Origin of the sequence: Oceanobacter antarcticus, from assembly GCF_044962685.1 — a bacterium.
Lineage (GTDB): Bacteria > Pseudomonadota > Gammaproteobacteria > Pseudomonadales > Oceanobacteraceae > Oceanobacter > Oceanobacter antarcticus.
This window is the reverse complement of record NZ_JBBKTX010000013.1, coordinates 85,786-112,418: the sequence shown is the minus strand read 5'-3', so window position 1 is coordinate 112,418 and position 26,633 is coordinate 85,786. Positions and strand designations below refer to the sequence as shown.

23 protein-coding genes are annotated in these 26,633 nt (G+C 53.9%); 12 read left to right on the top strand and 11 right to left on the bottom strand.

Features of this window, described 5'->3' with window-relative positions; translation table 11 throughout:
• Positions 1–30: 30 nt before the first annotated feature.
• From WG929_RS11845 to WG929_RS11830, 4 genes are all read left to right on the top strand, one after another.
• Positions 31–1,665, top strand: coding sequence for a thiamine pyrophosphate-binding protein (locus tag WG929_RS11845; protein ID WP_416206177.1), 1,635 nt, complete (start codon positions 31–33; stop codon positions 1,663–1,665).
• Positions 1,666–1,678: 13 nt separating this feature from the next.
• Positions 1,679–3,103, top strand: a complete 1,425-nt coding sequence (locus tag WG929_RS11840) for an aspartate ammonia-lyase (RefSeq protein ID WP_416206176.1) — start codon at positions 1,679–1,681, stop codon at positions 3,101–3,103.
• 196 nt (positions 3,104–3,299) lie between these two features.
• Positions 3,300–4,085: a metal-dependent hydrolase gene (locus tag WG929_RS11835; RefSeq protein WP_416206175.1), complete on the top strand. Its 786-nt coding sequence runs from the start codon at positions 3,300–3,302 to the stop codon at positions 4,083–4,085.
• A gap of 85 nt (positions 4,086–4,170) precedes the next feature.
• Positions 4,171–5,283, top strand: coding sequence for an extracellular catalytic domain type 2 short-chain-length polyhydroxyalkanoate depolymerase (locus WG929_RS11830; protein ID WP_416206174.1), 1,113 nt, complete (start codon positions 4,171–4,173; stop codon positions 5,281–5,283).
• Positions 5,284–5,567: 284 nt separating this feature from the next.
• Here the strand turns inward: WG929_RS11830 and ppk1 are convergent, their stop codons facing one another.
• From ppk1 to rpiA, 4 genes are all read right to left on the bottom strand, one after another.
• Positions 5,568–7,667 (bottom strand): polyphosphate kinase 1, encoded by a 2,100-nt coding sequence (gene ppk1 / locus WG929_RS11825; RefSeq protein WP_416206173.1) that lies wholly within the window; start codon positions 7,665–7,667, stop codon positions 5,568–5,570.
• Positions 7,668–7,676: 9 nt separating this feature from the next.
• A complete protein-coding gene (hemB, locus tag WG929_RS11820; protein ID WP_416206172.1) occupies positions 7,677–8,687 on the bottom strand; it encodes a porphobilinogen synthase in 1,011 nt (336 codons plus the stop codon).
• A gap of 164 nt (positions 8,688–8,851) precedes the next feature.
• The gene (locus tag WG929_RS11815) at positions 8,852–11,632 is read right to left on the bottom strand and encodes an intermembrane phospholipid transport YdbH family protein (protein WP_416206171.1); all 2,781 of its coding nucleotides are present in this window, start codon (positions 11,630–11,632) and stop codon (positions 8,852–8,854) included.
• Entirely contained in the window at positions 11,632–12,306 is a 675-nt protein-coding gene (rpiA, locus tag WG929_RS11810; RefSeq protein WP_416206170.1) for a ribose-5-phosphate isomerase RpiA, read from the bottom strand. Before rpiA ends, WG929_RS11815 begins: the two co-directional genes overlap by 1 nt.
• 136 nt (positions 12,307–12,442) lie before the next feature.
• Here rpiA and ilvA point away from each other — a divergent pair, with 136 nt between their 5' ends.
• A complete protein-coding gene (gene ilvA / locus WG929_RS11805; RefSeq protein ID WP_416206169.1) occupies positions 12,443–13,960 on the top strand; it encodes a threonine ammonia-lyase, biosynthetic in 1,518 nt (505 codons plus the stop codon).
• 8 nt (positions 13,961–13,968) lie between these two features.
• Here ilvA and WG929_RS11800 read toward each other — a convergent pair whose 3' ends face one another.
• The 3 genes from WG929_RS11800 to smrA all read right to left on the bottom strand — a co-directional run bounded on the left by WG929_RS11800 (position 13,969) and on the right by smrA (position 15,719).
• A complete protein-coding gene (locus WG929_RS11800; RefSeq protein ID WP_416206168.1) occupies positions 13,969–14,283 on the bottom strand; it encodes a ribbon-helix-helix domain-containing protein in 315 nt (104 codons plus the stop codon).
• 94 nt (positions 14,284–14,377) lie between these two features.
• Positions 14,378–14,944: a DJ-1/PfpI family protein gene (locus WG929_RS11795; protein WP_416206167.1), complete on the bottom strand. Its 567-nt coding sequence runs from the start codon at positions 14,942–14,944 to the stop codon at positions 14,378–14,380.
• Between the two features lie 190 nt (positions 14,945–15,134).
• Entirely contained in the window at positions 15,135–15,719 is a 585-nt protein-coding gene (gene smrA / locus WG929_RS11790; RefSeq protein WP_416206166.1) for a DNA endonuclease SmrA, read from the bottom strand.
• Between the two features lie 201 nt (positions 15,720–15,920).
• On the opposite strand from smrA, the gene WG929_RS11785 reads away from it, so the two are divergent.
• On the top strand, positions 15,921–16,709 hold the full coding sequence (locus WG929_RS11785; RefSeq protein ID WP_416206165.1) for a hypothetical protein: 789 nt from the start codon (positions 15,921–15,923) through the stop codon (positions 16,707–16,709).
• A 21-nt stretch (positions 16,710–16,730) separates the two neighbouring features.
• On the opposite strand, the gene WG929_RS11780 is transcribed toward WG929_RS11785, so the two are convergent.
• Both WG929_RS11780 and WG929_RS11775 read right to left on the bottom strand, forming a co-directional pair.
• Complete coding sequence (locus WG929_RS11780; RefSeq protein ID WP_416206164.1) at positions 16,731–17,450, bottom strand: DUF481 domain-containing protein; 720 nt, start codon at positions 17,448–17,450, stop codon at positions 16,731–16,733.
• Between the two features lie 136 nt (positions 17,451–17,586).
• On the bottom strand, positions 17,587–17,802 hold the full coding sequence (locus WG929_RS11775) for a DUF2798 domain-containing protein (protein WP_494517111.1): 216 nt from the start codon (positions 17,800–17,802) through the stop codon (positions 17,587–17,589).
• Positions 17,803–18,088: 286 nt separating this feature from the next.
• On the opposite strand from WG929_RS11775, the gene WG929_RS11770 reads away from it, so the two are divergent.
• Positions 18,089–19,528 carry a polyhydroxyalkanoate depolymerase gene (locus WG929_RS11770; RefSeq protein WP_416206163.1) on the top strand — a complete coding sequence of 480 codons (1,440 nt, stop codon included), beginning with the start codon at positions 18,089–18,091 and terminating at the stop codon, positions 19,526–19,528.
• Positions 19,529–19,716: 188 nt separating this feature from the next.
• Here WG929_RS11770 and WG929_RS11765 read toward each other — a convergent pair whose 3' ends face one another.
• Positions 19,717–20,895 (bottom strand): acetyl-CoA C-acetyltransferase, encoded by a 1,179-nt coding sequence (locus tag WG929_RS11765; RefSeq protein WP_416206162.1) that lies wholly within the window; start codon positions 20,893–20,895, stop codon positions 19,717–19,719.
• A 136-nt stretch (positions 20,896–21,031) separates the two neighbouring features.
• Complete coding sequence (locus WG929_RS11760) at positions 21,032–21,544, bottom strand: MarR family winged helix-turn-helix transcriptional regulator (protein WP_416206161.1); 513 nt, start codon at positions 21,542–21,544, stop codon at positions 21,032–21,034.
• A 319-nt stretch (positions 21,545–21,863) separates the two neighbouring features.
• Between WG929_RS11760 and ectA the strand changes: the two genes are divergently transcribed.
• The 5 genes from ectA to WG929_RS11735 all read left to right on the top strand — a co-directional run bounded on the left by ectA (position 21,864) and on the right by WG929_RS11735 (position 26,608).
• Positions 21,864–22,409, top strand: coding sequence for a diaminobutyrate acetyltransferase (ectA, locus tag WG929_RS11755; RefSeq protein WP_416206207.1), 546 nt, complete (start codon positions 21,864–21,866; stop codon positions 22,407–22,409).
• A gap of 13 nt (positions 22,410–22,422) precedes the next feature.
• The gene (ectB, locus tag WG929_RS11750) at positions 22,423–23,694 is read left to right on the top strand and encodes a diaminobutyrate--2-oxoglutarate transaminase (protein WP_416206160.1); all 1,272 of its coding nucleotides are present in this window, start codon (positions 22,423–22,425) and stop codon (positions 23,692–23,694) included.
• Positions 23,695–23,772: 78 nt separating this feature from the next.
• The gene (locus WG929_RS11745) at positions 23,773–24,174 is read left to right on the top strand and encodes an ectoine synthase (RefSeq protein WP_416206159.1); all 402 of its coding nucleotides are present in this window, start codon (positions 23,773–23,775) and stop codon (positions 24,172–24,174) included.
• Positions 24,175–24,227: 53 nt separating this feature from the next.
• Positions 24,228–25,688 (top strand): aspartate kinase, encoded by a 1,461-nt coding sequence (locus WG929_RS11740; protein ID WP_416206158.1) that lies wholly within the window; start codon positions 24,228–24,230, stop codon positions 25,686–25,688.
• Positions 25,664–26,608, top strand: a complete 945-nt coding sequence (locus WG929_RS11735; RefSeq protein WP_416206157.1) for a TPR end-of-group domain-containing protein — start codon at positions 25,664–25,666, stop codon at positions 26,606–26,608. Before WG929_RS11740 ends, WG929_RS11735 begins: the two co-directional genes overlap by 25 nt.
• Positions 26,609–26,633 lie beyond the last annotated feature (25 nt).

The window sequence follows — 26,633 nt, the reverse complement described above, 5'->3', positions numbered from 1 at the left end:
CGACGAACCGCAACTGTTGGAGTTGATGTAATGAAAGAACAAGTAACCGTCGGTGAAGTCGTCGCTCGTGTGCTGGAAGCCCATGGGGTCGCTGATATTTATGGCGTGATATCCATTCATAATTTGCCGATTGCCGATGCTATTGGTCGTCGTGAAAAAATACATTTTGTGTGTGCCCGGGGAGAAGCCGGAGCCGCTACCATGGCAGATAGCCATGGCCGTTTTAAAGGTCTGGGCGTCTGTCTGACCAGTACCGGTGCGGGTGCGGGTAATGCGGTTGGCTCGCTGATAGAAGCCTGTAACGCCGCTAGCCCAATGTTGCATATTACCGGTCAGGTGGAATCTGCTTATCTGGACAGGGATGCCAGTTTTATCCACGAAGCCAAAGACCAGCTGACCTTTTTACGTGCCGCCAGCAAGGCAGCCTACCGCATCACCCATCCGGATCAGGTGGTTGGCATTCTGTGTGAAGCCATTCGGGTTGCGCGTACGGTACCAATGGGGCCGGTCAGTGTGGAAATACCGATTGATGTGCAAGCCACAACAATTGCACTGCCTGCCGATCTGGGGCCGATTGCTGTACCGGCGATGCCCGTGGCCAGCCAGGAAGAACTGAGTGGTTTACTGCACCAAATACAACAGGCCCGCCGTCCGGTGATCTGGGTTGGCGGTGGAGCGATTGCATCTGTTGCTGCAATCACTGCTTTGGCGGACAAAGGCATTCCGGTGTTATCGACGACTCATGCGCGTGGTCTGTTGCCTGATGCGCATCCACGCAGTCTGCGTGCTTTTCATAACAGCCCATCCGTCAAACAACTGCTAGAAGAGGCGGATCTGGTGCTGGTTGCCGGTTCCCGTTTGCGCAGTAACGAAACGACCAGTTACTCAACCTCGTTTGGCCATCCCCTGATTCAGATTGATGCGTACCCCGGTGCTCAGAATCGTAACTATCGGGTGGATCAGTTTATCTGTGCTGACTGCCAACCGGTTCTGGCGTATTTGGCCGAACATCTGCCTGATCGAATTGACAGCGAATACGATCGTACGATCAAACGGGCGGTGGTGCAGGCTGAGAGCAGTCTGATCGAACAGGTTGGCAACTACGCCAATCTCTGTCAGGCGCTACGAGATGCGCTGCCTCAAGACGGTATTTTTGTCCGCGATATTACTGTCTCGGGTTCTACCTGGGGGAGTCGTTTGCTGTCATTCCAACACCCAAATCAGAACATACACTCGCTGGCAGGTGCCATTGGCCTAGGTCTGGCCCAAGGTATTGGGGCTGCAATTGCCAACCCAGGCAAGAAGATAGCGACCATTGTTGGCGATGGTGGCTTGATGCTCGGTATCGGTGAAATGGCCACCATGGTGCAAGAAAATATCGACATGGTACTGATCGTAATGAATGACGGAGGTTATGGCGTCATGCGGGGTATTCAGAACAGCTACTTTGAAGGCCGTCAGTACTACAACGAGTTACATACACCGAATTACTGTGACGTGGGTAAAGCCATGGCGATGCCCAGCTGGCAAGTCGGTTCCGCAGAAGAATTTGCCAGTGCGATCGGTGAAGCCATGCGCTTGAAGGGCCCGGCGCTGATCGAGGTGGATATGGTACGGGTCGGTCCGCTGGAATTTTCTGGCCCACCGCAGAAAACCCTGTATTGAGAGAGACGTCATCATGGAACCTGTCGTTGCCGACGTGCGTATTGAAACAGACTTGCTGGGGCCGTTGGCAGTTCCCGCTAGTGCCTACTACGGCGTACAGACCCGGCGTGCTTGTGACAACTTTAACCTGAGTGGGGTGACGCTGGCGCATTTTCCCCAGTTGATTAACGCTCTGGCGATGGTGAAACAGGCCTGCGCACTGGCTAATACCGAACTGGGGTTGCTGGATCAGAAACGCGGTGATGCCATTGTAGCCGCCAGCCATGTGCTCTTGCAGGGGCAGTTTCATCAGCAGTTTGTCGTTGACATGATTCAGGGCGGCGCTGGCACCTCCACTAATATGAATGCCAATGAGGTCATCGCCAACATTGGTCTGGAGCTGATGGGCTATGAGCGTGGCCAGTATCAGCATCTGCATCCCAACAACGATGTGAATCGGGCACAGTCAACCAACGATGTGTATCCCACCGCTGTGCGGCTGGCGATTCTACTGAGTCACAGCGATTTGTTGGCGGCACTTAGCCGTTTACAGACTGCGCTACGGAACAAGAGTCACGAGTTTGCAGATGTGATCAAAATGGGTCGCACTCAATTGCAAGACGCAGTACCGATGACACTGGGGCAAGAATTTGGAGCCTGGGCGTCGACTCTGGGTGAAGATATTCGGGTGCTCGCCTCTCTTTCCGAGTTACTCAAAGAAGTGAACCTTGGCGGGACAGCCATTGGTACGGGTATCAATGCGGATCCGTGTTACGGCAAGCTCGCGATTGAACACCTGTCCAGAATCAGTGGTTTTACCCTGATCCAGTCGGAAGACCTGATTGAGGCCTCATCTGACATGGGGGCGTTTGTGCTGTTTTCCTCCATGTTAAAGCGACTGGCGATCAAACTGTCAAAAATTTCCAATGATCTGCGACTGTTGAGCATGGGGCCGCGAGCGGGCATCAACGAAATCAACCTGCCAGCGCAACAGCCGGGCAGCTCGATAATGCCGGGTAAGGTTAATCCGGTGATCCCGGAAGCCGTCAATCAGGTGGCGTATCAGGTGATGGGGCACGATCTGGCGATTTGTATGGCGGCGGAAGCGGGCCAGTTGCAACTGAACGCCATGGAGCCATTGATTATTTACAACATTCTGGAATCCATGCGCTTACTCAAGCGCGCCATGATGATGCTGGACGAGCGTTGCATCCGGGGCATCACGGCCAATCGCGATGCATGTGCCGATATGGTTCACCGCTCCATCGGTTTGGTGACAGCACTGAATCCTTATATCGGTTATGAAAATGCTACGCGCATTGCCAGCAGGGCACTGAAGGAAAATCGCAGTGTGATTGACTTGGTGGAAGAAGAAGGTCTGCTGCCCGCAGATGAATTGCGACGTATTCTGGAGCCGCGACGTTTGGTTAATGCAATACCGGACACCGGGGCCTGGTGAGTGACCAGGTATGCTCAGGGGAGATCCAACAACGGCTGCGCTCACTATGACGGCGATTAATAATCGTCCTCTCATTGTTCGTGATATTGCCAGATGTCTTCCCGAAGGAACCGATCCTGAATGTCATCGTGCTTCAATGTGTTTTGTAACTAATTAATAAACAAGAAGATATTCTGTTATCCTGCAGTTTTTATGTATGGATGACCAGGTATTTATGGCCAGCTTCTCGACCCATCTCGGTGGGGCTGCAACCGTCAGCGCGATGGCCTCTTCCTTGTTGGTGATTGCCAACTGGGTTTCTTTTCCTGAAGCTCTTGTCTTGTTTCTGCTGGGGATGTTTGGCGGCATTTTACCGGACATCGATTCCGATTCTTCCCGGCCGGTTGTGTGGGTATTTAACTGCCTTGGATCGTTGGCCGCTGGACTGACCCTGTGGCTTTTGCTTCCTCATGTCTCATCCAGCTGGACGTCATTGGCGGGTGTTTGGGCAGGAATGGCGCTGTCCTACTCCCTGGCTGGGCCAGTCGCAATGCAGGTGTTTTTTCGCTACACCGTGCACCGAGGGGTTATTCACTCGTTGTTGGCTGCTGTCTTTTGCGGTTTGCTGGCGGTTGTGGTGATCGATCAATTGTTTGAGCGCAGTGCCGATTTTTGCTGGTTTGGTGGCGGCTTTGTCACTGGCGGCTTTATTGTGCACTTACTGCTGGATGAACTTTATGCCGTGGATTTCAACGGCATGCGGTTGAAAAAATCCTTTGGTACAGCCATCAAGCCGGTCAGTCTGGATAACTGGCAGGGTACGATGATACTGGTGATCGCCTGTAGTGTGCTGTATCAGGGAACGCCTGCTCCGTTGCGGCTGGCGTTACCCGTCCAATACCTTATGGGGAATCTGCTGAGTCAGCTACCGTTAGTCGGACGGTTACCACAACGTCTACAGTCGCAGACAGAAACTGGCGTATTGTACTTTCCTCGCGACTGAGAAGCGATTCGCGGATCAACTACTCAGACGCCGGTTATATTCATGGATGTCATCAACGTCAACTGCCCTGGGCAAGGAGGCCACTGTGTTCCCGTTAGTAATACTCCGCCGTGTATCTGTATTGTGTCTGGTGCTGTTTATTGGCGCCTGTTCGCAAGAGGAAGCACCGGCTCAATCGACCGCCTCGTCGGATAAGCCAACTGCTAGCGGCGCGGCCGCCTTGGCCAATTACAGCGCCGACCTTCAGCAAACCTCGGTATCCGGGCTGTCGTCTGGCGCCTTTATGACGTCCCAGCTTTATATGGCTCACTCCGACATCATGGTCGGAGCAGGGGTGATTGCTGGTGGCCCTTACCTCTGTTCTCGCTCCTGGCCAATGGCGGCTCCGGCACTGACGGCGACCACCACCTGCATGAATCCGCCCTCTGAGTCGTTGGGGCCAAATCTGGCGCGATTGCTCACGCTTACCCGAGAACTGGCCGAGGAAGAGAGTATCGACCCGCTGGCCAATCTGAAGGATGATCGTTTTTATCTGTTCAGTGGCCTCAGCGATGACACGGTGGTCAGTCAGGTGGTTGATGCCACCCGTGACTACTTCCTGCAGCTGGGCGTGCCTGCCCAGCAAATTCTCTACAGCAACCAGATTAACGCTGGGCACGCCATCATTACCAATAATGACGACGATACCGACTGCGCCATCACGCAATCACCGTTTATCAACAACTGCCAATTTATGCAGGCCACCCGCATTCTGTCGTATCTGTACATGGACGCCAATCCGCCCGCCCCGACAGCCAGCGGTGAGCTGATTGCGTTTGACCAGCGGCCATTTCTGGTGGGAGAGCTGACCAGCATGGCGGATACCGGCTATGTCTACGTGCCGGAATATTGCCAACAGCACAGCAATTGCCGCATTCATGTTGCGGTTCACGGCTGTAAGCAGTCTTATGAAGAAATTGGCGATGCCTATATTCGTACTACTGGCTACAACCCTATGGCCGATACCAACCGATTGATCGTGCTTTATCCGCAGGTGAACGTCTCAGATTTGGCACCACTGAATCCGCTCGGCTGTTGGGATTTTTGGGGCTATTCCTCGGTGGATATTTTTCAGCCGGATTTCTATAGCCGCGACGCGCCACAAATAAAATCGATCTACGCCATGATCCAGCGGCTGGCCGAGGAGCAAGAAGAGTAGCCGGAAGTTGTGACAGGGTAGCGGGTGCTTGTGTGTCGGGCAGCTGCGAAATAACAGCCCCGATTTATCTGTGGGTGCAAGGCCTCTTATTGTAGCTACTCAACCTGCGAGACCGTTTTCAGCCGTTGAACAAACCGTGCTGGTGGTTGGTTTGCAAACAGAGTTCTGATTACCAACCAGGCCGGTTACTGTGAATGCCTGATTGATAGGAACTGACTGTATCCAACTGACTGGCACGGCGTATTCCGCGATGTCGTGCGGCTACTTAACCCCGGTGATACCAATCAGCTGGATGTGGTTGCGAGCGTGGCCAGCAAAATACTCTGGGCGCGGATGGTTTCTTCACCCTCGACGGGTTGGAGACGAACATAGCGGCCATCCGACTGCAGCACCCAGGCCTGGCTGTTGTCCAGCATATAGGCTTCCAGCTCCGATTTGACCCGATCTTTCAGTTTGTTGCTTTCGATCGGGAAGGCGGTTTCCACCCGATTCAACAGGTTACGTTCCATCAGGTCGGCACTGGCGGCATACACTTCGTCCTTGCCGTTATTGAGGAAGTAATACACCCGGGTGTGCTCCAGGAAGCGGCCAATAATCGAGCGCACTTCAATGTTCTCAGAAACACCGGGAATCCCTGGTTTGAGACAGCACATGCCGCGAATGATCAACTCTACCTTCACGCCAGCCTGCGAGGCCTTGTAAAGCGCCCGGATCAGTTTTGGTTCGGTCAAGCCATTGGCTTTCAGGCGGATCAGTGCCGGATGGCCTGCTTCTGCATGAGCCCGTTCCCGTTCAACCAGTTCGATCAGTTTTTTGTGCAGTGTGAACGGTGCATGAAACAGCTTCTTTATTTTTAATGCGGCGCCCATGCCGGTCAGTTGCTGGAACACGGCGGCGACGTCTTCACCCATGACATCATTGCTGGTCAGGAAGCTGTAGTCGGTGTACGCCCGTGCGTTGCCAGCGTGGTAGTTGCCGGTGCCGAGGTGCACGTAACGTTTGTAGCGGTCTTCTTCTTTACGCACAATCAGCATCATTTTGGCGTGAGTCTTGTAGCCGACCACGCCATACACCACCACGGCACCGGCTTCCTGCAGGCGGTTGGCGAGGTAGAGGTTTTCTTCCTCATCAAAGCGCGCACGCAGTTCAATAACAACCGTGACTTCCTTGCCATTGCGGGCGGCATCCACCAGTGCATTAACAATTTCAGATTTGGCACCCGTGCGGTACAGCGTCTGTTTGATCGCTCGCACTGCGGGGTCTTTGGCGGCTTCGCGCAGTAGGTCAACGACGGGTGTAAAGGATTCAAACGGATGTAGCAGCAGCGTATCGCGCTCGCGCATGCTTTCGAAAATACTCTTCTTGAACTTGATGTTCTTGGGCAGCCCAGGCGTAAAAGGCGTGTACTGCAAATCTGGGCGATTGATCTGGCCAATCACTTCCATCATCCGGCCCAGATTCACCGGGCCATTGACCATGTACAGGTCGTTGGCCTCCAGGCTGAATTTGTGTAACAGGAAGTTCACCAGCTCGGACGGGCAGTTATCCGCCACTTCCAGACGCATCTCTTCGCCAAAGTTGCGTGAGTGCAGCTCATCTTCAAGGGCAGAGGCGAGGTCGTTGGTGCCGTCTTCGTCAATCTCCAGATCGGCGTTGCGGGTAACCCGGAACTGGTAACAGCCCTTGACTTCCATGCCAGGGAACAGCTCATCGGCATGTTCGTGAATCATGGACGACAGGAAAATAAAATGATCACCGCCATTCGTCAGATGATCTGGAATACGAATAATACGCGGCAGCGAGCGCGGTGCCGGAATAATCGCCAGCCCGGTTTCACGACCAAAGGCATCCTTGCCATCCAGCTCAACAATAAAGTTCAGACTCTTGTTCACCAGACGCGGGAACGGATGGGAAGGATCCAGCCCGATCGGACTGATCAGCGGCTGGATACTGTCGCGGAAATAGCCTTCCACCCAGAGCCGTTGCTCTTCGGTCCAGTCACGGCGGCGTTGGAAGTGGATATTTTCCTGTTCCAGCGCTGGCAGAATGGTTTCATTGAGAATCCGATACTGACGTTCAACGGTGTCGCTGCAGAGGGTATGAATAGCGCTCAGCACCTGTTGTGGGTGCATACCGTCAGCCCCTGCCTGTTCGCGGGCGAAGGTCAGCTGCTGGGTCAGGTTGGCGACTCGGACTTCGTAAAACTCGTCCAGATTGCGGCTGAAAATACACAGGAAAAACAGCCGATCAAGCAGTGGGTGGCTTTCATCCAGTGCCTGCTCCAGCACCCGGATATTGAACTGTAAATGGCTCAGCTCACGATTGAAGTAATACTCACTGCTACTCAGGTCGATACTTGCTTCGGTTGTCTGTACGTCGCTCATTCTGCTTCCTTAAGCATTGATCCACTCTGCGTATTGTTTGGCGTAATAGGTAAGAATGCCATCGGCACCGGCACGTTTCATGGCGGTGAGGGATTCGACCATAACGGCGTGATCATCCAGCCAGCCATTCGCCACTGCCGCTTTGTGCATGGCGTACTCACCGCTGACCTGATAAACGAAAGTTGGGGCGCGGAATTCATCCTTGATGCGGCGAACGATATCCAGATACGGCATGCCCGGCTTGATCATCACCATGTCGGCACCTTCAGCCAGATCCATGGCCACTTCGTGTAGCGCTTCATCGCTGTTGGCCGGATCCATCTGATAGGTTTTCTTGTCGGCTTTGCCGAGGTTGGCGGAAGAACCGACAGCATCGCGGAAAGGGCCATAGTAGGCCGATGCATATTTGGCGGAATAGGCCATGATGCGGGTGTTTACAAAACGATCTTCTTCCAGCGCAACGCGGATATCACCAATGCGGCCGTCCATCATATCGGAAGGAGCGACAACGTCGGCGCCAGCTTCGGCATGAGACAAAGCCTGTTTCACCAGCGTATCGACGGTGCGGTCATTCAGTACATAGCCATCCTGATCAATGATGCCATCCTGGCCATGGGTGGTGAACGGATCCAGGGCAACGTCGGTAATCACACCCATCTCGGGCACGGCATCCTTGATCGCCCGCACAGCGCGTTGAGCCAGACCATTAGGATTAAATGCTTCTTCCGCCAATTCGGACTTGGCACTGTTCGGCGTTACCGGGAACAGGGCAACCGCCGGGATACCGAGCTGGTACAGGTGCTTGACCTCGGCGACCAGCAAATCAACGGACAGGCGTTCGATACCTGGCATGGAAGCAATCGCTTCACGTTCCTGATGGCCTTCGAGCACAAACATCGGGTAAATCAGGCTATCGGTCGTCAGCTGGGTTTCGCGCATCAACCGACGGGAAAAATCATTGCGGCGCATACGACGCAGTCGAGTTTCTGGAAACATGCGTTGAGAGTCAGTGAAGGCCATGATGTGCTCCTGAGTTACCCGTGAAAAAACAACCCGGATTGTAGCTCGCTTTGGCCGGGGCTGGTGACTTTATCCTGGAGGATAGCGCCGAATTCCGAACCTGAATCAAAAGACGGGCAGCCTAGATCAAAAACATGACGGTTTTGCGGCAATCAGAAAGGTTGTTATTGGTATTTCTGTTCCAGCCGATTGATCACGTCGTCGGCCACCCGCAGGCTGGACAGCAGGTCGAGCAGGTTGTATTCCAGATTGACGTTGAGGTGAGTGGCCTGGCCGTTGAAGAAATCGGGGTTGTTGCCTTCAAATTTGAGGCTGAGGTTAAGTGAACCATCGGGTTGGTAACGCACGCCGGAGCTGAGCTCTTTGAAATGAAAATTTTCCAGTAATTGCATTGCCAGGGCGACACTGGGGTCACTTTGTTTGAGGGCTTCACTGGCATCGGTTTGATAGCGGATAGTGCCGCCGGGGGCGCGGGCAAACAGATTGCCTCCCGGAATACTGGGGCCTTGTTGAGTCAATACAATTGGCAGTACGCCATCGAGCAGGCCATCGGCTTCCAGTTCGGCGCTGGGTTCCAGCTGCGCCAGGCTGGCCAGCTGTAATTGGTCAATCGCAATGCCGAAAGAGTTGATTTCCTTGCGGCTGTCGTACATGACCGCCGGAATGTAAATACGACCCCCCAGCAGGCGGGTATGCAGCTCGCGGATGTCGGCGCTGGCCCAGCTGAAGTCGTGGGCGAGGGTGACGTCTGCTCTGGCCAGCAGGTCGGTCATTTCGACCCCGGTGTTGAGAGTGTCGCCTCCCACCTGGCTGTTGATCTGATAATTACCCTCACTGCCCGGCCGCATCGCCATTAAAAACTGCCAGTTGTCCAGGGTGATGCGGTTGTCGTAGACCAGGCTGATATTGTCGCCACGTAGCATGATGTCGGGCTGGAAACGTTGCTGCTCAAGGTTCCAGTCAACCCAGCCCTGACCCGACAATTCGCCGCTGAGAATATCGACGCCGGTCAGGTCGGGCATGCTGTTCAGCCCCAGTTTGTTCCAGACAATACTGCTGTTGAGGAGCTGAAATTGCCAGGAACCGGCACCGGATTCGAGTTGGTGCTGGAGTTGGCTACGCAGCTGCAACTCGCCGTTGCCCAGGCGAATCTCGGGATTGGCAGTGAGCTGCGTAGTGGCGACGTTGTAACGAATATCGGCGCTCAGTCGAGCATCTGGCAGCGGCCATTGCTGCCACTGTGATGGCCGAAGTAATAGCCGCAGATGGCACAAGGGTTGTACCAGATCGACGGTGCAGCGTAGTTGTGAGGCGCCGGTACGAATAATCCGCTCTGGTTGTTGCAGTGTCAGCGGATCGAGGTCAAATGCCAGCTCGGAGAGCGGCGTAAAAGGTGTCTCGAGTTGATTGCTGTCCCAGGTCGCGCCAAAACGGCCGCTTTGGCGGATGTGTAAGGCGGCGACGCGCCACTGTTCAATCGGTTGCGGACTGGCGTTGAAGGCGGTGTCGTCGAGGTGAAGGGTCAGTGGGCCGGTACGATTGAGTGTGAGTTGCAAGTGACTGGTCATATCCCAGGCACTGGTAATGGCAGCGCTGCGCAGGTTGCCCTGGGCGGCCAGCTGAATCTGTGCGGTTAGCATGGGCTGGTCGGTCGTGCTGACGCGATTCCAGTCCAGTTGCAAAGGCAGATTGGCGGTGCCATCCAGGTGTTGTTGATCCTGATCTTGCTGAAAACGCAAGGTGGGGCTGGCACTGGCATGGCACTGAGACAGTAACGGGTTGCACTGTATCTCTGCTTCCCAGGGGCCGATATCCAGGGTCTGGTTTGGTAGCTGAAGCCGGATGGCGGGGCCACTCAGTTGGCTGTGCCAGGCATCTTGCTGATGTTGTAGCTTGAGCTGCCATTGCCTGGAGAGGGTGTTGGCGGTGGCTTGGGTTTCGATTTGCAGCTCTGGCAGATCACGACGGATCAGGTGCTTGCCGGGTGCCATGGTTAACCGGGTGACCGCTTCCAGTTGCAGGTCTTGTGGCAAGCGAAAACGATTGTTAACGGTCAGGGTCGCGGTGGATTCCAGTGTATCAAGGGTCGCCAGCACCGGGTGAGCGGTGAACATCTGGCGTATTTCTGGCGGCAGGCGATAGGCCTGACGGGACAGCTCGGGCAGTATCAGTACTTGTCGTAACTCGGCTCGAGTGGTGGTTGCATCCTGTTGCAGTTGGATAAACCAGTGCGCCAGCAGGGTGGACTGATCGGATATCTGCGCCAGTATCTGGCCATTGGCCAGCAGCTGCAGATTGAGGTTCCAGGGTGGCGCGGGTGGTACGTCGGCGGTGATCTGGGTAGCCGGGAACGGCGTCAACTGACCGAGCAACTGCCAGTGTTGCGCATTCAACTCGACAGCTAATCTGGCCTGCAGCAGGGGGTGATCGAGTTGCAGTGTCTCAATGCTGATGTCTTTGATCGGCAGATTTGTCAGTAGCTGGTTCAGTGCTGGCAACTCGATCCATTCATTGTCCAGCTGTGCGCGGGCGGCGGCTTCGGTGCTGTTGGCTTGGGCGGCAGCGAGGCGGGTACTGGTACTGCCAAACACAATGTGCAGCTCGCGGATACGCAGTTGCTCCAGCTGACCGCCGAGCAAGCCCAAGGAATCGTATTGCAGCGAGCCATCCAGCAGCGCAAGAGTGGTGCCGTCAGCCAGCCGGGCAGTGAGGTAATCCAGTTCGAGTTGATGCCATTGCAGGGTTTTTATCTGCCAGCTGACTTCGATTCCGGTGATTTGTTGCACCAACGCCGGAAGCCACTGGTTGGCAGCGGATTTCACCAGGGTTGGCAGCGACACCAGAACAACAAGCAGCAGGCACACGATCAGCAGCCCGAATGCCGCCAGGCCCCGGCTGAGCCAGGTAAGCGTGATCCGCCAGCCGCTCGGGGGCCGGGTACTCATTACTGCGCGGTCAGGGTTTTAACGCCCTCATCGGTGCCTAGCAACAGGGTGTTGGCCGGACGCATGGCGAACAGACCGTTGGTGATCACGCCGGTGATCTGGTTCAGCTGTTTTTCCAGCGTGATGGCGGCATCAATACGGAGGTTGTAGACATCCAGAATTTGACCGCCGTTGTCGGTGATTACACCATCGCGATAGACCGGATCGCCACCGAGTTTGACGATTTCCCGTGCCACATGGGAGCGGGCCATGGGAATCACCTCAACCGGTAGCGGGAAGCTGCCCAGGGTATCGACCAGCTTGCTTTGGTCGGCAATGCAGATGAAGTGGCGGGCGACGGCGGCGACGATTTTTTCACGGGTCAGCGCCGCGCCGCCGCCCTTGATCATCTCCAGCCGGTGGTTAATCTCATCGGCGCCATCAATGTAGTAGTCGATGCTATCAACGGCGTTCAGATCGTAAACCGGAATGCCATGCTCGCGCAGGCGTTGGGCGGAGGCTTCAGAGCTGGCGACGGTGCCATCAAACAGATGTTTGTGCCGGGCCAGGGCATCAATAAAGCAGTTGGCGGTAGAGCCGGTGCCAACGCCGACAATGGTGCGTTCTTCAAGGTGAGGCAGAAGATATTGTGCTGCGGCGTCACCGACGGCTTGTTTGAGTTCGTCTTGAGTCATGTTGATTCCGTATGTCCAAGTGGTGCGGGTCGTGCTTAAACGGCACCCATTATAGAGCGCTGTGCGTTACAATGCCTGGCTTCATTCTTCCTTGCCAGGCAATCCGGTCTGGCCTTGCTTCAGGATTGGCCACTTCATGTTGAACGAGTATCTGAAAAAAATCCTTACCTCGCGGGTTTACGATGTTGCCATCGAGACGGCGCTGCATATTGCCCCATTTTTGTCAGAGCGACTGGGTAATCAGATCTGGATCAAACGTGAAGACCAGCAAGGTGTGTATTCCTTCAAGATTCGTGGTGCCTACAACAAAGCGGCACAGCTGACCGAAGAAGAAAAAGCCCGTGGTGTGGTGACGGCTTCGGCGGGTAACCACGCCCAGGGACTGGCATTAGCAGCCCGTGATCTGGGGTTGAAAGCCGTGATTGTGATGCCCCGCACCACGCCGGAAATCAAGGTGCGCTCGGTCAAGGCCAAGGGGGCCAAAGTGGTGCTGCATGGGGATGCCTTTGACGATGCCTTTGCCTATTCGCAAAAGCTGGTTGCTGAGAAAGGCATGACGTATATCCATCCGTACGATGACCCGGATGTGATTGCCGGACAAGGCACCATCGGTATGGAAATTCTGCGACAGATGCAACAACCCGTGGATGCGGTGTTTATTCCGGTTGGCGGTGGTGGTCTGGTGGCCGGTGTGGCCGCTTACATCAAGGCGCTCAAGCCGGAAGTTCGTGTCATCGGAGTCGAAAGTACCGAGTCTGCCTGTCTGGCGGCCGCGCTGGCGGCGGGCAAGCGTGTCACCTTGCCGGAAGTGGGGATTTTTGCTGATGGCGTTGCTGTGGCCACCATTGGTGAGCATACCTGGGCGATTGCCAAGGATTGTGTTGATGAGGTGATTACCTGTACGCCAGATGAAATTTGTGCCGCGATCAAGGATGTCTTTGATGACACCCGAGCCGTCTGTGAACCCGCCGGGGCACTGGCGATTGCCGGGGTGAAAAAGTACGTTGAGCGCGAAGGCTGCGAAGGCCAGAATCTGGTGACCATTCTGAGTGGCGCTAACGTCAACTTCGATCGCTTGCGCTATATCTCGGAAGTGGCAGAAATCGGCGAAGGTCGTGAGATCATTCTGGCGGTCACCATTGCCGAACAGCCTGGCAGCTTCCAGCGCTTTTGCTCGTTACTGGGAAAGCGTCCGATCACCGAGTTTAACTACCGTTACGGTGATGATGACAAGGCGCGTATTTATGTTGGCGTCAAGGTTGGCCCTGAGCCAGGTGCGCGGCAGGCCCTGCTGGCGGAGTTGCAGGCGGACGGTTACCCGGTACTGGATCTGACCGATGATGAAATGGCCAAATACCATATTCGTCATATGGTCGGGGGTCATGCGCCCGCTGCGGTTTATGACGAACGCCTGTATCGATTTGAGTTTCCCGAGCGTCCGGGGGCGTTGTTGCTGTTTCTGAAAACCCTGGGCAAGCGCTTTAATATTTCGTTGTTCCACTACCGTAACCACGGCGCGGCCAGTGGCCGGACGCTGGTGGGGTTGCAGGTGCCGGAAGAAAAGCTGGCCCAGTTGCACGGTTATCTGGATGAACTTGGTTACCCCTACTGGGACGAGAGCGACAATATGGCCTACCAGTTGTTTTTGCGCTGATTCAGTGGTCAGTGCTGAATATCCGGGCTCAAGCGGGCCCGGTCTGGTGGTACTGTCAGGCGCTGGCCCTGGTTGAGGTGCGTGGTGCAGGCGACTCGCAGCAGTGAGGCAAAGTTACCGACCTCGCCTCGCCGTGTAATCACTTCGCGGTGAATGCGGCTTAGAAACGTACCCAGTGACAGCTCCGCATCACTGGCGATGTCTTCCAGCAAATGCCAGAAAACCGCCTCCAGCCGAATACTGGTGACAACACCATCCAGGCGGATGGAACGGGTTTTTAATTCAAACAACTCAGGTTCGGCAGCGGAATAAATTTCACACATATCGCCTCCTCTGGCACCGGCCAAATTCAGAATGCCCTGCGGATATGGCAGGGCGTATCTGGACGATTCTAGCGGGTTTGGCCAGAAGGGAAACTCACAACGCCATTAGTAGCTGATTAAATTGAGCCAACCATGACGGATGAGCAGGCCAGGCCGGAGCGGTCACCAGATTGCCGTCGGTAACGGCTTCGGTCACCGCGATATTGGCGTAAATACCACCGGCCATCGTAACTTCTGGCGCGCAGGCGGGGTAGGCGGAAATCGTACGCTCACGAATAACATCTGCCGTGGTCAGAATCTGGGCGCCGTGGCAAACGGCCGCAATCGGCTTGTTGGAATCTGCAAAGTGTTTGACCATGGTGATCACGTCGCTGTTCAAGCGCAGATATTCCGGGGCGCGACCACCGGGCAGTAGCAGGGCGTCGTAATCCGCCGGGTTGAGGCCCGCAAAATCAGCGTTCAGCGCAAAATTATGGCCTGGTTTCTCCGTATAGGTCTGGTCGCCTTCAAAGTCGTGAATGGCCGTTTTGATGATGTCGCCTGCGGCTTTATCCGGGCAGATTACATGCACTTCGTGACCTACCATCTGCAATGCCTGAAAGGGCACCATCAGTTCGTAGTCTTCAACAAAATCACCGGCAATAAACAGTACCTTGGCCATGAGTCAGTTCCTTATTGTTATCTGGAATTGTTATCTGGACTGTCGTCACAACGACGACGGGCTTTTACTTTAAGGGCTGGTTAACGGCGGTGGGTAACAGCGGAGTACTACATGATGATGCCATGCTGGATGGCCGACATCCCGGATGCGGCAATAGCGGTAGTCGGAGTCGGTTTGCCGCTGGCTGATATTACAGCCGTCCCTTGCTGTACAGTTCTCTGGCTTGCTGTTTCTTGCGTTCGCTTTTTCGCAGTAATACATAAAACACCCCGGCTCCGCCGTGCTGCGGTTGGGCGGTATGGTAAGCCTGGACGTCATCAATCTGCTCCAGCCAATGCACCAGGTAGCTTTTTAATATTGCGGAATCACCTTCACTGCGTTCACCTTTACCGGGTAACACAATCACACTGCGAATGTCGTGTTCCATGCAGTCCTGCAGGAAGCGGAATAGCTGCCGGCGGGCCTCTTCTACCGTGCGGCGATGCAGGTCGAGACGTGCCTCGCTTTCATATTTTCCCAGACGTAACTTGCGAAATACGCCATCCTGAATCCCTGGACGTTTAAAGCCAACGACATCGTGTGGGCCAATACGTTTGATGTTGCTTGTCTGTAAATAATTGGGGTCGCGTTTGGGGCTGTCATCAATGGCTGCAAGGCGGCGTGCCTGTTGTGAGGCCAGTGTAATATCCCCCTTTCGCAGAGCGACTTTGGCTTGGGTTTGCAGGGGTTTGACGTCTTGCATCTCCTGGAAAAACGTATCGTCGTGATCGGTCATGGGGCTGCGCTCTAACGAATGTTCCCACCTATAATAACCAGTATTGGTGCTGGGCGGTAACCGGGTGGACGGATTCAGGTATGGATACTTGCAGATGAACTGTGACAATTCTTTGCTCAGGCTCACACATCCAGGACGGTGAGATGTCTCAATGTGATATATCGTTGAGCGGCTTATAAATAAGATTGCAGAAGGCATGACATGAGAATTTTACGACAATGGTTGCTTCTGATCAGTCTGCTGCCCGTGCTGGGCTTTGGTATGGAAGTTTGTGCGTTTGAAGGGCCTCATCGGGTGATGGACTGGTCGGAGTTGCTTGATCTCAACAGCAAACAGCAGGCTGAAATAGCACGTATTGAAACCGGCTTTCGACAGCACTTTCAGCAACTGCGTGACGAATCTATTCCACGCTGGGGGCAGGGGTTTGACGAGCAGCAATGGCTCAAGCAACGGGCGCAAGAGCGTGAATTGGAAGTCGGGATGCGAAAGCAGTTGCAGCAGGTACTGACTGAGGCTCAGCGTTTGCAAGCGGATACCATTGTGCAGCGCTTTCACCGCAAAGCGACCGCAGAAATGCTGGAGCGTATGGTGCAAGAGTTGGCGCTTTCTCCGGCTCAGTGGCAACGACTGGAACACTCGCAGGCTGCCATTACGGCTGATTTTGATTGGCCGATGGATCATAGTCAGATGGAAGCCGCTCGGATTGGAATAGAAAAGCTGTTGAGTAATGTTCTGACGCCAGAGCAGCTGGCGGAGGTTCAGCAACAACAACGACGGCGTGAGAAAAGGAAGCGCTGGCCGAAACCGGAAGATTTTCGGGATGGCCCTGGAAAAGGTGGTGCAAGATTGCCTTGGAATTTACCTTCGCCGCCTGAACCCTCAGCCAAACCGGATCGATGCTTTGACGAACCGGCAGGCAATAGCAAGTTCTGCCAGCAATCCGGGAGCGACTATCCGGAATGGCCCGCCTGGGAGCCAGACCGGTCATGATGGTCTGGCTCCGGCGTATCCTCAGAAGCTGTATACGAGGGTAACGCCGAATTCCTTGTCCAGATTCTTGTTTTCTTCGGGAACCTGATCAACGTATTTTATTTTATAAGTCAGCTTGGTGGCCAGTGAGCCATTGATCTGGCTTTTCAGGCCGGTTTCGCTTTTATAGGTGCTGTTGTCACCACCCATTTCCGCGCTGGCGGTTTGGGTAAAGACGGTGCCCTTGTTGATTTTCCAGCCATATTTCAGTACCAGCCGGGCAATACCCTGATCTTTAATCTCGCCAGAGTTTTCCAGCTTGTCACGGTTGTAACCGGGGCCAGCTTCGAGATCCAGTTTCATGGTGTCCAATTCGATGACCCGGTAACCGTAGCCAATCGAGACGGTACTTTGATAGGTAAAACCGGAAAAACGCGCCCGTTCCTGATCGGCGTGAATGGCCAGGTAGGAGTGTTCGCCGAAGTTACGATCAAACTGCACCGAGCCGTAGTAGGTTTCCTTGGAGACGGTGCCATCTTCCTCGCTGGTCAGAGCCTCAAGGCGATAGTTGGTATCCCAGTCGATACCTTTGCGCCACAAGGCGAACTTGCCATTCAAACTGCTGGTCTCGGTATTGCCGGAGGTAGTAATACTGCCCAGCTCGGCAGCTCCTCCCCAAAAGGGTGGCGTCTTTTCTGCGTCTGATGCCTGGGAGTGTGCGGCGAGAGCCAGTAAAGTCAGCGCCAGGGCCTGTTTGATCATGGATATCTCCGTAAGAGGCGTAGCAATTTAATGCGGCAGGGTAACGGCGCATGTTTGACAATTCAACCTCAGAAACGGCGTTTTCGTCATGGGTGCTGACGGGGTGATTTTACGGGAGGGGGCATATTGACCAGGCTTATTTCGACAGCTTTTGCGCTAAGTGGAGAAGGCTTGGGCCTGCAAGAAACGAAATGACCAATGCGGGCGGCCACGCCAGCCCCCAGGCTTTCATCCAGAGTGCAAAAAAATGACTGGAGTAGCCGAGGTTGATATATAGAATCCAGCAGCTCATCAGCAGGCTGAGTACGCCGGACATCATGGTGCTGTGTATCAGTCTTAGTTTCAGGTGCATCGATAGGTTTCCGTAACGTTAGGAGAATGTGTCACTGGCAATTGTAAACCGTCATTATGCCGCCATGACGGGGCCGCAGTTGTAAACACTGTTGCGTGATCCTGCCTATTGCACAAAGGGATGGGGTAATACAGGACAAATATTACAAAAGTCCATATTGGTTATTGGATGTGCAGTTTATAGATGATTTCGACCTAATCCTTCATCATACGGATCAACCGATTTCTGTTACGATTTTGGCTACTTATCAGGCCTGTGTGTCAGGCGGAAGCGAGGGAAACAGATCATGCTCTATAACATGAATGCTCAAATGATGGACGCCATGCGGCCCATCCACATTCTGTCTCGAATGACCAGGCAGTTCCTGTATCAGCCTGTTAACCCTCTTAATTACGGCTGGACTTTTCGTACCATGCGAGCCTGGCTGGAAACCGTTGAGCGACTGACCGATTGTTATGAAACTCCGGCCTGGGGATTGGATACAACCGAGATTGGTGGTCGCGAAGTTGCCATAGAATACGATGTGATCGTTGATCGACCGTATTGCAACCTGCTGCATTTTCGTCGCGAAAAAGCGCCCGAAAATCAACCCAAGGTAATGATGATCGCGCCTTTGTCGGGCCATTATGCGACCTTGTTGCGGGGGACGGTACGGGAATTTTTACCTGATCACGAAGTGTACATCACCGACTGGAAAAATGCCCGTGATGTCCCCATGGCAGATGGCGCTTTTCATTTTGATGATTATGTCGACTACCTGATTGAATTCTGTCGTGCCCTGGGGCCAGACGTTCACGTGATAGCGGTGTGCCAGCCGTGTGTACCAGCTCTGGTGGCTGCCAGTCTGATGTCGAAGGATAACGACCCTTGTTTGCCAGCCAGTATGACGCTGATGGGTGGGCCTATCGATGTCCGTATCAATCCGACCGAAGTGAATGATTACGCCTCGGGCAAGGATCTTGAGTGGTTTGAAGATAACGTCATTTGTCGGGTGCCCCGTGGCTTTACCGGCCGTGGTCAGTTGGTGTATCCAGGGTTTATTCAGCTCTCCGGTTTTATGTCCATGAATATGGACTCTCACGTCAGTAAACACTTCAAGTTCTTTGCCGATCTGGTCAAGGGCGATGGTGAAAGCGCCGAAGGGCATCGGCTGTTTTACAATGAGTATCTGTCTGTAATGGATATGCCAGCGCATTATTATCTGGATACCATTCGTCGGGTGTTCCTGGATCAGGCGTTACCCAAAGGTGAAATGGATTACCGTGGCAGCAGGATTGATCTGGCTGACATCACTGATATGGCGATGATGACGGTTGAAGGTGAACTGGACGATATCACTGGTCGTGGCCAGACATCGTGTGCGCTGGATCTGTGTTCCGAGATTGCAGAGGATCGCAAGCAACATTTGGAAGCGGAAGGTGTGGGCCACTACGGCATTTTTAATGGCCGTCGGTTCAGGGAGATGATTGCACCGAAAGTGAAGGCATTTATTGCGGAGCAGCCAAAAAGAGCCAGTGAACATAAAGATCTTGCGGTTGTTGAGGCGGTAGAGCCGGTTGTTGAAGAAGCTACGCCGCAGCCAGCGCCTGTTGCTGCCATCAGTAAATCGTCGCCCAGTGCCAGTGCGCCAGAACCCGCAAGCGCCATATCACCACCTCCGGCTCGTAAGCCCCGTGCGCCAAGAAAGCCTGCTCCGAGCAAGCCAAAGACTGAAACTCCAGAGTAAGTGACGTTGCCGCTGGACGGCTCTTGCCGAATAGCGGCTTCTTGACGCCAGGGAGGGCAACGGCAGCATCCTTGCTACCAATTGTTATAAAAGACAAAAAAGGCCAGCGACTGGAGCAGTCGCTGGCCTTTTTTGTCTTGCATCGTCTGGGCGATAGCTGTCATGCGGCTATCGCCAGATCTGACTGACTAGCGTTCGATAGCCAGAGCGACACCCATGCCGCCACCGATACATAGGGTGGCCAAGCCTTTTTTGGCATCCTGACGAATCATTTCATGCAGCAGGGTAACCAGGATGCGGCAGCCAGAAGCGCCGATCGGGTGGCCCAATGCAATCGCACCGCCATTGACGTTGATTTTCTCGACATCCCAGCCCAGCCCCTTGTTGACGGAGAGAGCCTGTACGGCAAAGGCTTCGTTGGCTTCAATCAGATCCAGATCTGAAATTTCCCAACCCGCTTTTTCCAGACATTTCTTGGTCGCAGGGATCGGTCCAGTACCCATGATTTTGGGGCTCACACCAGCGTTGGAGTAGGCTTTGATGGTGGCCAGAACAGGCAAGCCCAGAGCGTCGGCCTTTTCCTTGCTGGCCAGCATGACAGCGGCGGCACCGTCATTCAGGGAGGATGCGTTGCCAGCGGTGACGGAACCATCACGCTTGAATGCCGCGCGCATACCTGCCAGTTTTTCCGCCGTCACGCCAGCGCGAGGGCCTTCGTCAGTATCAAAAATGATTGGATCACCTTTGCGCTGCGGAATCTCAACGGCGGTAATTTCATCTTTGAACTTGCCAGCCTCAATGGCAGCAATAGCCTTGGCCTGGGAAGCGGCGGCAAAGGCATCCTGCTCTTCTCGTGCGATGTTGTATTCGTCGGCGATATTTTCGGCAGTAACACCCATGTGGTAGCCATTAAATGCATCCCACAGGCCGTCGGAAATCATGGTATCTACCATGTTCCAGTCACCCATGCGTTGACCATTGCGGGAGTTTGGCAATGCGTGGGGAGCGTTGGACATGGACTCTTGCCCGCCTGCGATCACCAAATCGGCGTCACCGCAAGCGATGGATTGTGCTGCCAGATGCAGTGCTTTGAGACCTGAACCACAGACTTTGTTGATGGTCATGGCCGAGGTCGTTTCTGCCAGACCTGCCTTGATCGCACTTTGGCGGGCCGGGTTTTGTCCGCAGCCAGCGGTCAGTACATGACCCATGATTACTTCGTCGATTTGATCGTCAGCAACGCCAGTCTTGTTCATTAATGACTTGATGACCTGTGCGCCGAGCTCGACAGCAGACAGGCTGGCCAAGGAGCCGCCAAAGCTGCCGATGGCGGTGCGGGTTGCTGCAACTATTACTACGTCTGTCATGGACTCTCTCCGTCCTGGGTTGATAGGGGCTGTGCTATTGAGTATCACAGCCGGCGTGACAAGTGTATGACCAACGTCAGTTACCCGCCTAAGTCGGACAATCACTGCGGGGGTTGTCCTGAGATGTAGCGGATGCTCAGGGGTTCCCTGATGAGTGCTCTGTCGGGGAATTATTTCCTATTCGGTCGAGGGCGCCAACATCCAGTACCGGGGAGGCGTCGATGTGTTGCGCATCCATCATGTAGGCCACTCGCTCCAGAGAGCTGAGGATCATGGTCTGCTCCCATTCTTGCAAATCCTGGAATTGTCGGATGAAGCTTTCCTGCAGTGGCCGTGGTGCATTCATCAGTGCTTTGTGTGCCTCTTCCGTCAGGTGAACGTAAACCTTGCGTTTGTCACTGCTGCCGCGCTCCCGGACAGCGTATCCACGCTTTTCCAGGCGATCAATGATCGTCGTGACGGTGGCCTGGGACAGGCTGACCTTGCGCGCTACTTCGCCCACTGTCATGTCATCGTTGTGGCGCAGGGTCTGCAGAATCAGGAGTTGGGGCGCGGTTAGCCCTGACGTTTTGCTCAGTTGTTTCGAATGCAGATCAGTGGCACGAATAATACGTCGCAAGGCGACCAGGACTTCATCATAACGTTTCATGAGCAGCACAACTGTGGAGAGATCGGATGATTCTACCTTGCTGACAATGATTAGAGTATGAAGAAAATAGTTGTTGCCCGATTGTGGCGGATCTTACCGACGCGGCTATCAATGGCGCTGACACAGGTGGTGAGTAAAAGAACGAGTCAATAAAAGACTTGGCTGATCAAATTTCGATCTAAATATTGCTTAGGGTTGTAAGTATCTTGGTGAGCGGCTAAAATGCTTCGTGTACTAAATAAATGGTTGAGCCGTAATGAAGCATATTTTGGCTTCAGTAGGCGGTTCTAGAAAATGTGTGACTGATATATTGTCGGAAATGTCCGAAATTACCAATACAGATCAAAACAATATTCTCTTCCGGAAACCAAATTCCACTGATGGGAATCGGGTTTTCAAGCTTATCAATGAATGCAAGCCCTTAGATGTCAATTCAATGTATTGCAACCTTCTGCAATGCACCCACTTCCGGGATACCGCTATCCTGGCTGAATCACAGGGTCAACTGGCCGGGTTTGTCTCTGGCTACCGGGTGCCGGATCAGCCGGATGTGCTGTTTGTCTGGCAGGTTGCTGTTGCGCCTCATGCCCGTGGCCAGGGACTGGCCAGCCAGATGCTGACACGACTGATCGAGCAGCAAGGGCCTCTCATTCGTTTTGTTCACACCAGCATCACCGCTACCAATGAAGCATCCTGGAGTACCTTCCGCCGTCTGGCACGGGATCTGGGCGCAGAGCTGGCTACTGAGGTGATGTTTGATCAGCAACAGCATTTTGGTGGCGCGCACGCTACCGAGACCCTGGTCTCGATCGGGCCATTTGCCAAGACGGCTACGCCTTCACTTGAACCACTGGAAAAGCAATAAGGAGCACTGGATTATGGGTATTTTTAAAGACATTGAATCAAACGTTCGTGGTTACTGCCGTGCCTTTCCGGTGGTGTTCCGCAAAGCACATAACGCGACTCTGGTGGATGATCAGGGTAAAGAGTATGTCGATTTTCTGGGTGGTGCAGGGACGCTGAACTACGGCCATAATAACCCTGAATTCAAGCAGGCGCTGATTGATTACATCGAGTCTGATGGCATTACGCATGGTCTGGATATGCATACCGAAGCCAAGCGGGATTTTCTCGAGACGTTCCAGAGTCATATCCTTGAACCTCGTGGCATGGACTACAAGGTGCAGTTTACCGGCCCGACCGGCACCAATGCGGTGGAAGCGGCGTTAAAAATTGCCCGGATGAATACCGGTCGTCAGACCATTGTGTCGTTCACCAATGGTTTTCACGGTGTCACTCAGGGAGCGGCAGCAGTTACCGCTAACGGCTATTACAAAAAGGCCAACGGCATGCCAACGACGGGTGTGCAGTTTATGCCGTTTGATGGTTATCTCGGCGATTTCGATACGCTCAAGTATTTTGAAAAAGCACTGGAAGACGGCTCTTCTGGTCTTGGCCATCCCGCCGCAGTGATTGTGGAATGTATCCAGGGTGAAGGCGGTCTGAATGTCGCCAGTGCTGAATGGATGCGCGGCTTGCAGGCACTGTGTCGTCGCCATGACATGCTGCTGATTGTCGATGATATTCAGGCGGGTTGTGGCCGCAGTGGCACCTTCTTCAGCTTTGAAGAATTTGATATTCAGCCCGATATTATTACCCTGTCCAAGTCTCTTGGTGGTTATGGTCTGCCGATGGCCGTGGTGTTGCTGAAAGAAAAATACGACACCTGGAAGCCGGGTGAACACAACGGCACATTCCGGGGGAATAACCATGCCTTTGTTACGGCTCGCCGGGCGCTGGAAACCTACTGGAGTGATGATCGTTTTGCGACAGAGGTCAAACATAAGGCATTTTTGCTGAAAAACCGTCTGAAGAGTATCCAGGCACGACATGCTGGCGATTGCAAACATAAGGGTCGAGGCATTATGCAAGGTCTGGAGTTTGCTTCCGGCGAAGTAGCATCCGAGATTACCGAACTGGCATTCAGCCGGGGTCTTATTATCGAAACCAGCGGCTCCGATGATCAGGTGGTCAAGATTTTGACGCCATTAACCATTGAAGAGGCCAATCTCAATAAAGGTCTGGATATTCTGGAATCCTGTATTGACGAGGTGTTGGCTGAGCGACTCCGGGTTGCCAACGCTTCCTGACCCCTCTCATGGGTGGCCCGATCTCGTGGCCGCCCACCTCCGCACCCTCCCTATTTCAAAAAATTCAAGGTTATATCCATGATTGTTCGTACTCTGCAGGACTGTGACAACTCTGAACGCGCGATTGATGGCGGCACCTGGAAAAGCGTCCGCATGCTATTGGCTGACGATAACATGGGCTTTTCATTCCATATCACGACGATTTTCAAGGGCACCGAAACTCCTATCTGGTACAAGAACCATCTGGAGTCGGTGTATTGCATGAGTGGTGAAGGCGAGATTGAAACCTGTGCCGATGGCAAGGTGTATCCTATCAAGGCTGGCACTCTCTATGTGCTCGATCAGAACGACAAGCACTTGTTGCGTGCCACCACCGAGGATATGCAGATGGCGTGCGTGTTTAACCCGCCATTAAACGGCAAGGAAATTCATGATGATGATGGTTCCTACAAACTGAACGATGAACCTCTCTCGCTGTAAATCGGGGATATGGCATTACGTTCAGTCAGAATCTATCAGGAGATCGTTTTTACATGACACACAGTGTCGAAAAAATCGGCGGCACGTCGATGAGTCAATATCAACATGTACTGGAAAATATCTGGATGCGTCCGCGTTCGGTGAACGGTGCAGAAACAAGCCTGTATCGACGGATCTTCGTGGTGTCCGCTTACGGCGGGATCACCAATGGCTTGCTGGAGCACAAGAAAACCGGTGAAGCCGGTGTCTACGCCTTGTTTGCCGAAATGGATGATGGCCGCTCTTGGCAGTCGCGCTTGCAAGATGTACTGAATGCCATGCTGGCAGTGAACATGGGCATGTTCGGTACTGAAGGTCTTAACAACGATATGGTGCGCAAGCGTGCCGACCAGTTTATCTCCAGCCGCATGGCCGATGTGCGGGATTGTCTCGAGCATCTGGAAGCAGTGTGCAGCTTTGGTCATTTCCAGCTCGACGACCACTTGCATCGTGTCCGTGAAATGCTCAGTGCCATGGGTGAAGCCCACAGTGCCTACAACTCGGTGCTGTTGTTGCGTCAACACGATATCAATGCCCGGTTTATTGATCTTACCAACTGGCGTTCAGATACCCAGATGAGTTTTTCAGATCATATTCTGAAGGCGTTTCAGGGTGTCGATCTTGATAAGGAAATGCCCATTGTCACGGGTTATACCCAGTGTCGCGAAGGCTTGATGCGTACCTATGATCGTGGCTACAGCGAGATGACCTTCAGCAAGATCGCGACCATGACGGATGCCTGCGAAGCGGTTATTCACAAGGAATACCACTTCAGTACGGCCGACCCGCTGCTGGTGGGTGCAGACAACGTCAAGCCGATCGGCATGACCAATTACGATGTTGCTGATCAGCTGGCGAACCTGGGTATGGAAGCGATTCATCCTCGGGCTGCCGCCGGTTTGCGTAAAAAGAATATTCGCCTGATTGTACGCAACACCTTTGAGCCGGATCACCAGGGCACCGAGATACGCCGCGACTATTGCAGCAGTACGCCAAAAGTCGAAATCATCGCCGGAACCCGTAACGTCTGGGCGCTGGAAGTGTTTGATCAGGACATGGTCGGTGATGCTACCCACGGGCAGAAGATGGCCGATCTGGTATTTGAATCCGGCGTACGGGTACTGACCAAGGATTTTAACGCCAATACCGTGACTTTTTACCTGAAAGGTAACAAGCGTCGTATTAACTGGTTGATGGATCGCCTCCAGCAGGTTTACGCCGATGCCGATATTCGGGTTGAGAAACTGGCGATGGTCAGTGCGATTGGCAGTGATATGAAAGTGCCTGGCTTGCTGCAAAGTGCGGCGGGTGCCTTGTCTGATGCGGGAGTTAATATTCATTCAGTGCATCAGGCGATGCGTCAGGTGGATATGATGTTTCTGGTCAGTGATGCGGACTACGCTACGGCCGTCAAGGCACTCCATTCCCGGTTGGTCGAGCAGGCAGATATATGGCAACAGCAGCAAACAGCATAACGCATACGACGAGATTGCTGCTTCGGCTTGGCGCAGCAACCGGCCTCTGGCTGGTTGCTGCGTTTTGCTTTGCCGCACCCGAACCTGCCGCCGAGGATGTCTCAATATCCGCAGACGAAAAAGCAGCAACCACCATAAACCACCTGCAAGCACCGCTTTATACCGCCTTCACTGAACGCTATATCCTTGATGAAGTGAAAAACCTGCGCCAGATGCTCGCCGATGCACGGGTCGAATTTACTGAAAAAGTGGTGGAACGCGAGTTTCAGGTAGCTGATCGGGCACTGACCTACGCAACTGATACGGTGACCTATTTTTTCTACCTGATTGCCGGAGCCTCAACCTTATTGGTGCTGGTTGGCTGGAACTCCCTGCGCGACATCAAAGAGCGCGTGGGCGCCTACGCCAACGATGAAGTCAAACGGATTACCGACTCCTACGAAGCCCGACTGGACAAGCTGGAACTCGAATTACACAGCAAGTCGAAGCATATTGCTGCTACCCAGGAAGAGATCGAACTGACCAACGAAATACATTCGCTCTGGCTCAAAGCATCACAGGAAAGCAGCCCGCAAAGCAAGATAACCATCTATGATCAGATTTTGTTATTACGCCCGGATGATGTTGAAGCATTAACCTACAAGGCCGATGCCGCACTCTTGCTGGGGCAAGCGCAGTGGGCCAGCCGTCTGGCGAACAAGGCACTGGATATTGATCCGGAAAACAGTCACGCCATGTATCAGCGTGCCTGTGCGCACGCCGAATCGGGTTACATCGACGAAGCATTACAAGATCTGGAGCAGGCCATCAATCAATCCGAAACCCTGCGTTTGCAGGCCCGCGACGACAGCAGTTTTGCGGCGATGGCGGAACATGAGCAGTTCTTGATGCTGGTGTCTGGCTTGGCGCCCGAAGAGTAGTTTCTGTTGCTATTGTAGCAGACCG

What these genes read in the sequence shown, in the direction of transcription:
- WG929_RS11845 (WP_416206177.1), top strand. Translation starts at nt 31, where the DNA reads ATGAAAGAACAAGTAACCGTCGGTGAAGTCGTCGCTCGTGTGCTGGAA.
- WG929_RS11840 (WP_416206176.1), top strand. Translation starts at nt 1,679, where the DNA reads ATGGAACCTGTCGTTGCCGACGTGCGTATTGAAACAGACTTGCTGGGG.
- WG929_RS11835 (WP_416206175.1), top strand. Translation starts at nt 3,300, where the DNA reads ATGGATGACCAGGTATTTATGGCCAGCTTCTCGACCCATCTCGGTGGG.
- ppk1 (WP_416206173.1), bottom strand. Translation starts at nt 7,667, where the DNA reads ATGAGCGACGTACAGACAACCGAAGCAAGTATCGACCTGAGTAGCAGT.
- hemB (WP_416206172.1), bottom strand. Translation starts at nt 8,687, where the DNA reads ATGGCCTTCACTGACTCTCAACGCATGTTTCCAGAAACTCGACTGCGT.
- WG929_RS11815 (WP_416206171.1), bottom strand. Translation starts at nt 11,632, where the DNA reads ATGAGTACCCGGCCCCCGAGCGGCTGGCGGATCACGCTTACCTGGCTC.
- rpiA (WP_416206170.1), bottom strand. Translation starts at nt 12,306, where the DNA reads ATGACTCAAGACGAACTCAAACAAGCCGTCGGTGACGCCGCAGCACAA.
- ilvA (WP_416206169.1), top strand. Translation starts at nt 12,443, where the DNA reads ATGTTGAACGAGTATCTGAAAAAAATCCTTACCTCGCGGGTTTACGAT.
- WG929_RS11800 (WP_416206168.1), bottom strand. Translation starts at nt 14,283, where the DNA reads ATGTGTGAAATTTATTCCGCTGCCGAACCTGAGTTGTTTGAATTAAAA.
- WG929_RS11795 (WP_416206167.1), bottom strand. Translation starts at nt 14,944, where the DNA reads ATGGCCAAGGTACTGTTTATTGCCGGTGATTTTGTTGAAGACTACGAA.
- smrA (WP_416206166.1), bottom strand. Translation starts at nt 15,719, where the DNA reads ATGACCGATCACGACGATACGTTTTTCCAGGAGATGCAAGACGTCAAA.
- WG929_RS11785 (WP_416206165.1), top strand. Translation starts at nt 15,921, where the DNA reads ATGAGAATTTTACGACAATGGTTGCTTCTGATCAGTCTGCTGCCCGTG.
- WG929_RS11780 (WP_416206164.1), bottom strand. Translation starts at nt 17,450, where the DNA reads ATGATCAAACAGGCCCTGGCGCTGACTTTACTGGCTCTCGCCGCACAC.
- WG929_RS11775 (WP_494517111.1), bottom strand. Translation starts at nt 17,802, where the DNA reads ATGCACCTGAAACTAAGACTGATACACAGCACCATGATGTCCGGCGTA.
- WG929_RS11770 (WP_416206163.1), top strand. Translation starts at nt 18,089, where the DNA reads ATGCTCTATAACATGAATGCTCAAATGATGGACGCCATGCGGCCCATC.
- WG929_RS11765 (WP_416206162.1), bottom strand. Translation starts at nt 20,895, where the DNA reads ATGACAGACGTAGTAATAGTTGCAGCAACCCGCACCGCCATCGGCAGC.
- WG929_RS11760 (WP_416206161.1), bottom strand. Translation starts at nt 21,544, where the DNA reads ATGAAACGTTATGATGAAGTCCTGGTCGCCTTGCGACGTATTATTCGT.
- ectA (WP_416206207.1), top strand. Translation starts at nt 21,864, where the DNA reads ATGTCCGAAATTACCAATACAGATCAAAACAATATTCTCTTCCGGAAA.
- ectB (WP_416206160.1), top strand. Translation starts at nt 22,423, where the DNA reads ATGGGTATTTTTAAAGACATTGAATCAAACGTTCGTGGTTACTGCCGT.
- WG929_RS11745 (WP_416206159.1), top strand. Translation starts at nt 23,773, where the DNA reads ATGATTGTTCGTACTCTGCAGGACTGTGACAACTCTGAACGCGCGATT.
- WG929_RS11740 (WP_416206158.1), top strand. Translation starts at nt 24,228, where the DNA reads ATGACACACAGTGTCGAAAAAATCGGCGGCACGTCGATGAGTCAATAT.
- WG929_RS11735 (WP_416206157.1), top strand. Translation starts at nt 25,664, where the DNA reads ATGGCAACAGCAGCAAACAGCATAACGCATACGACGAGATTGCTGCTT.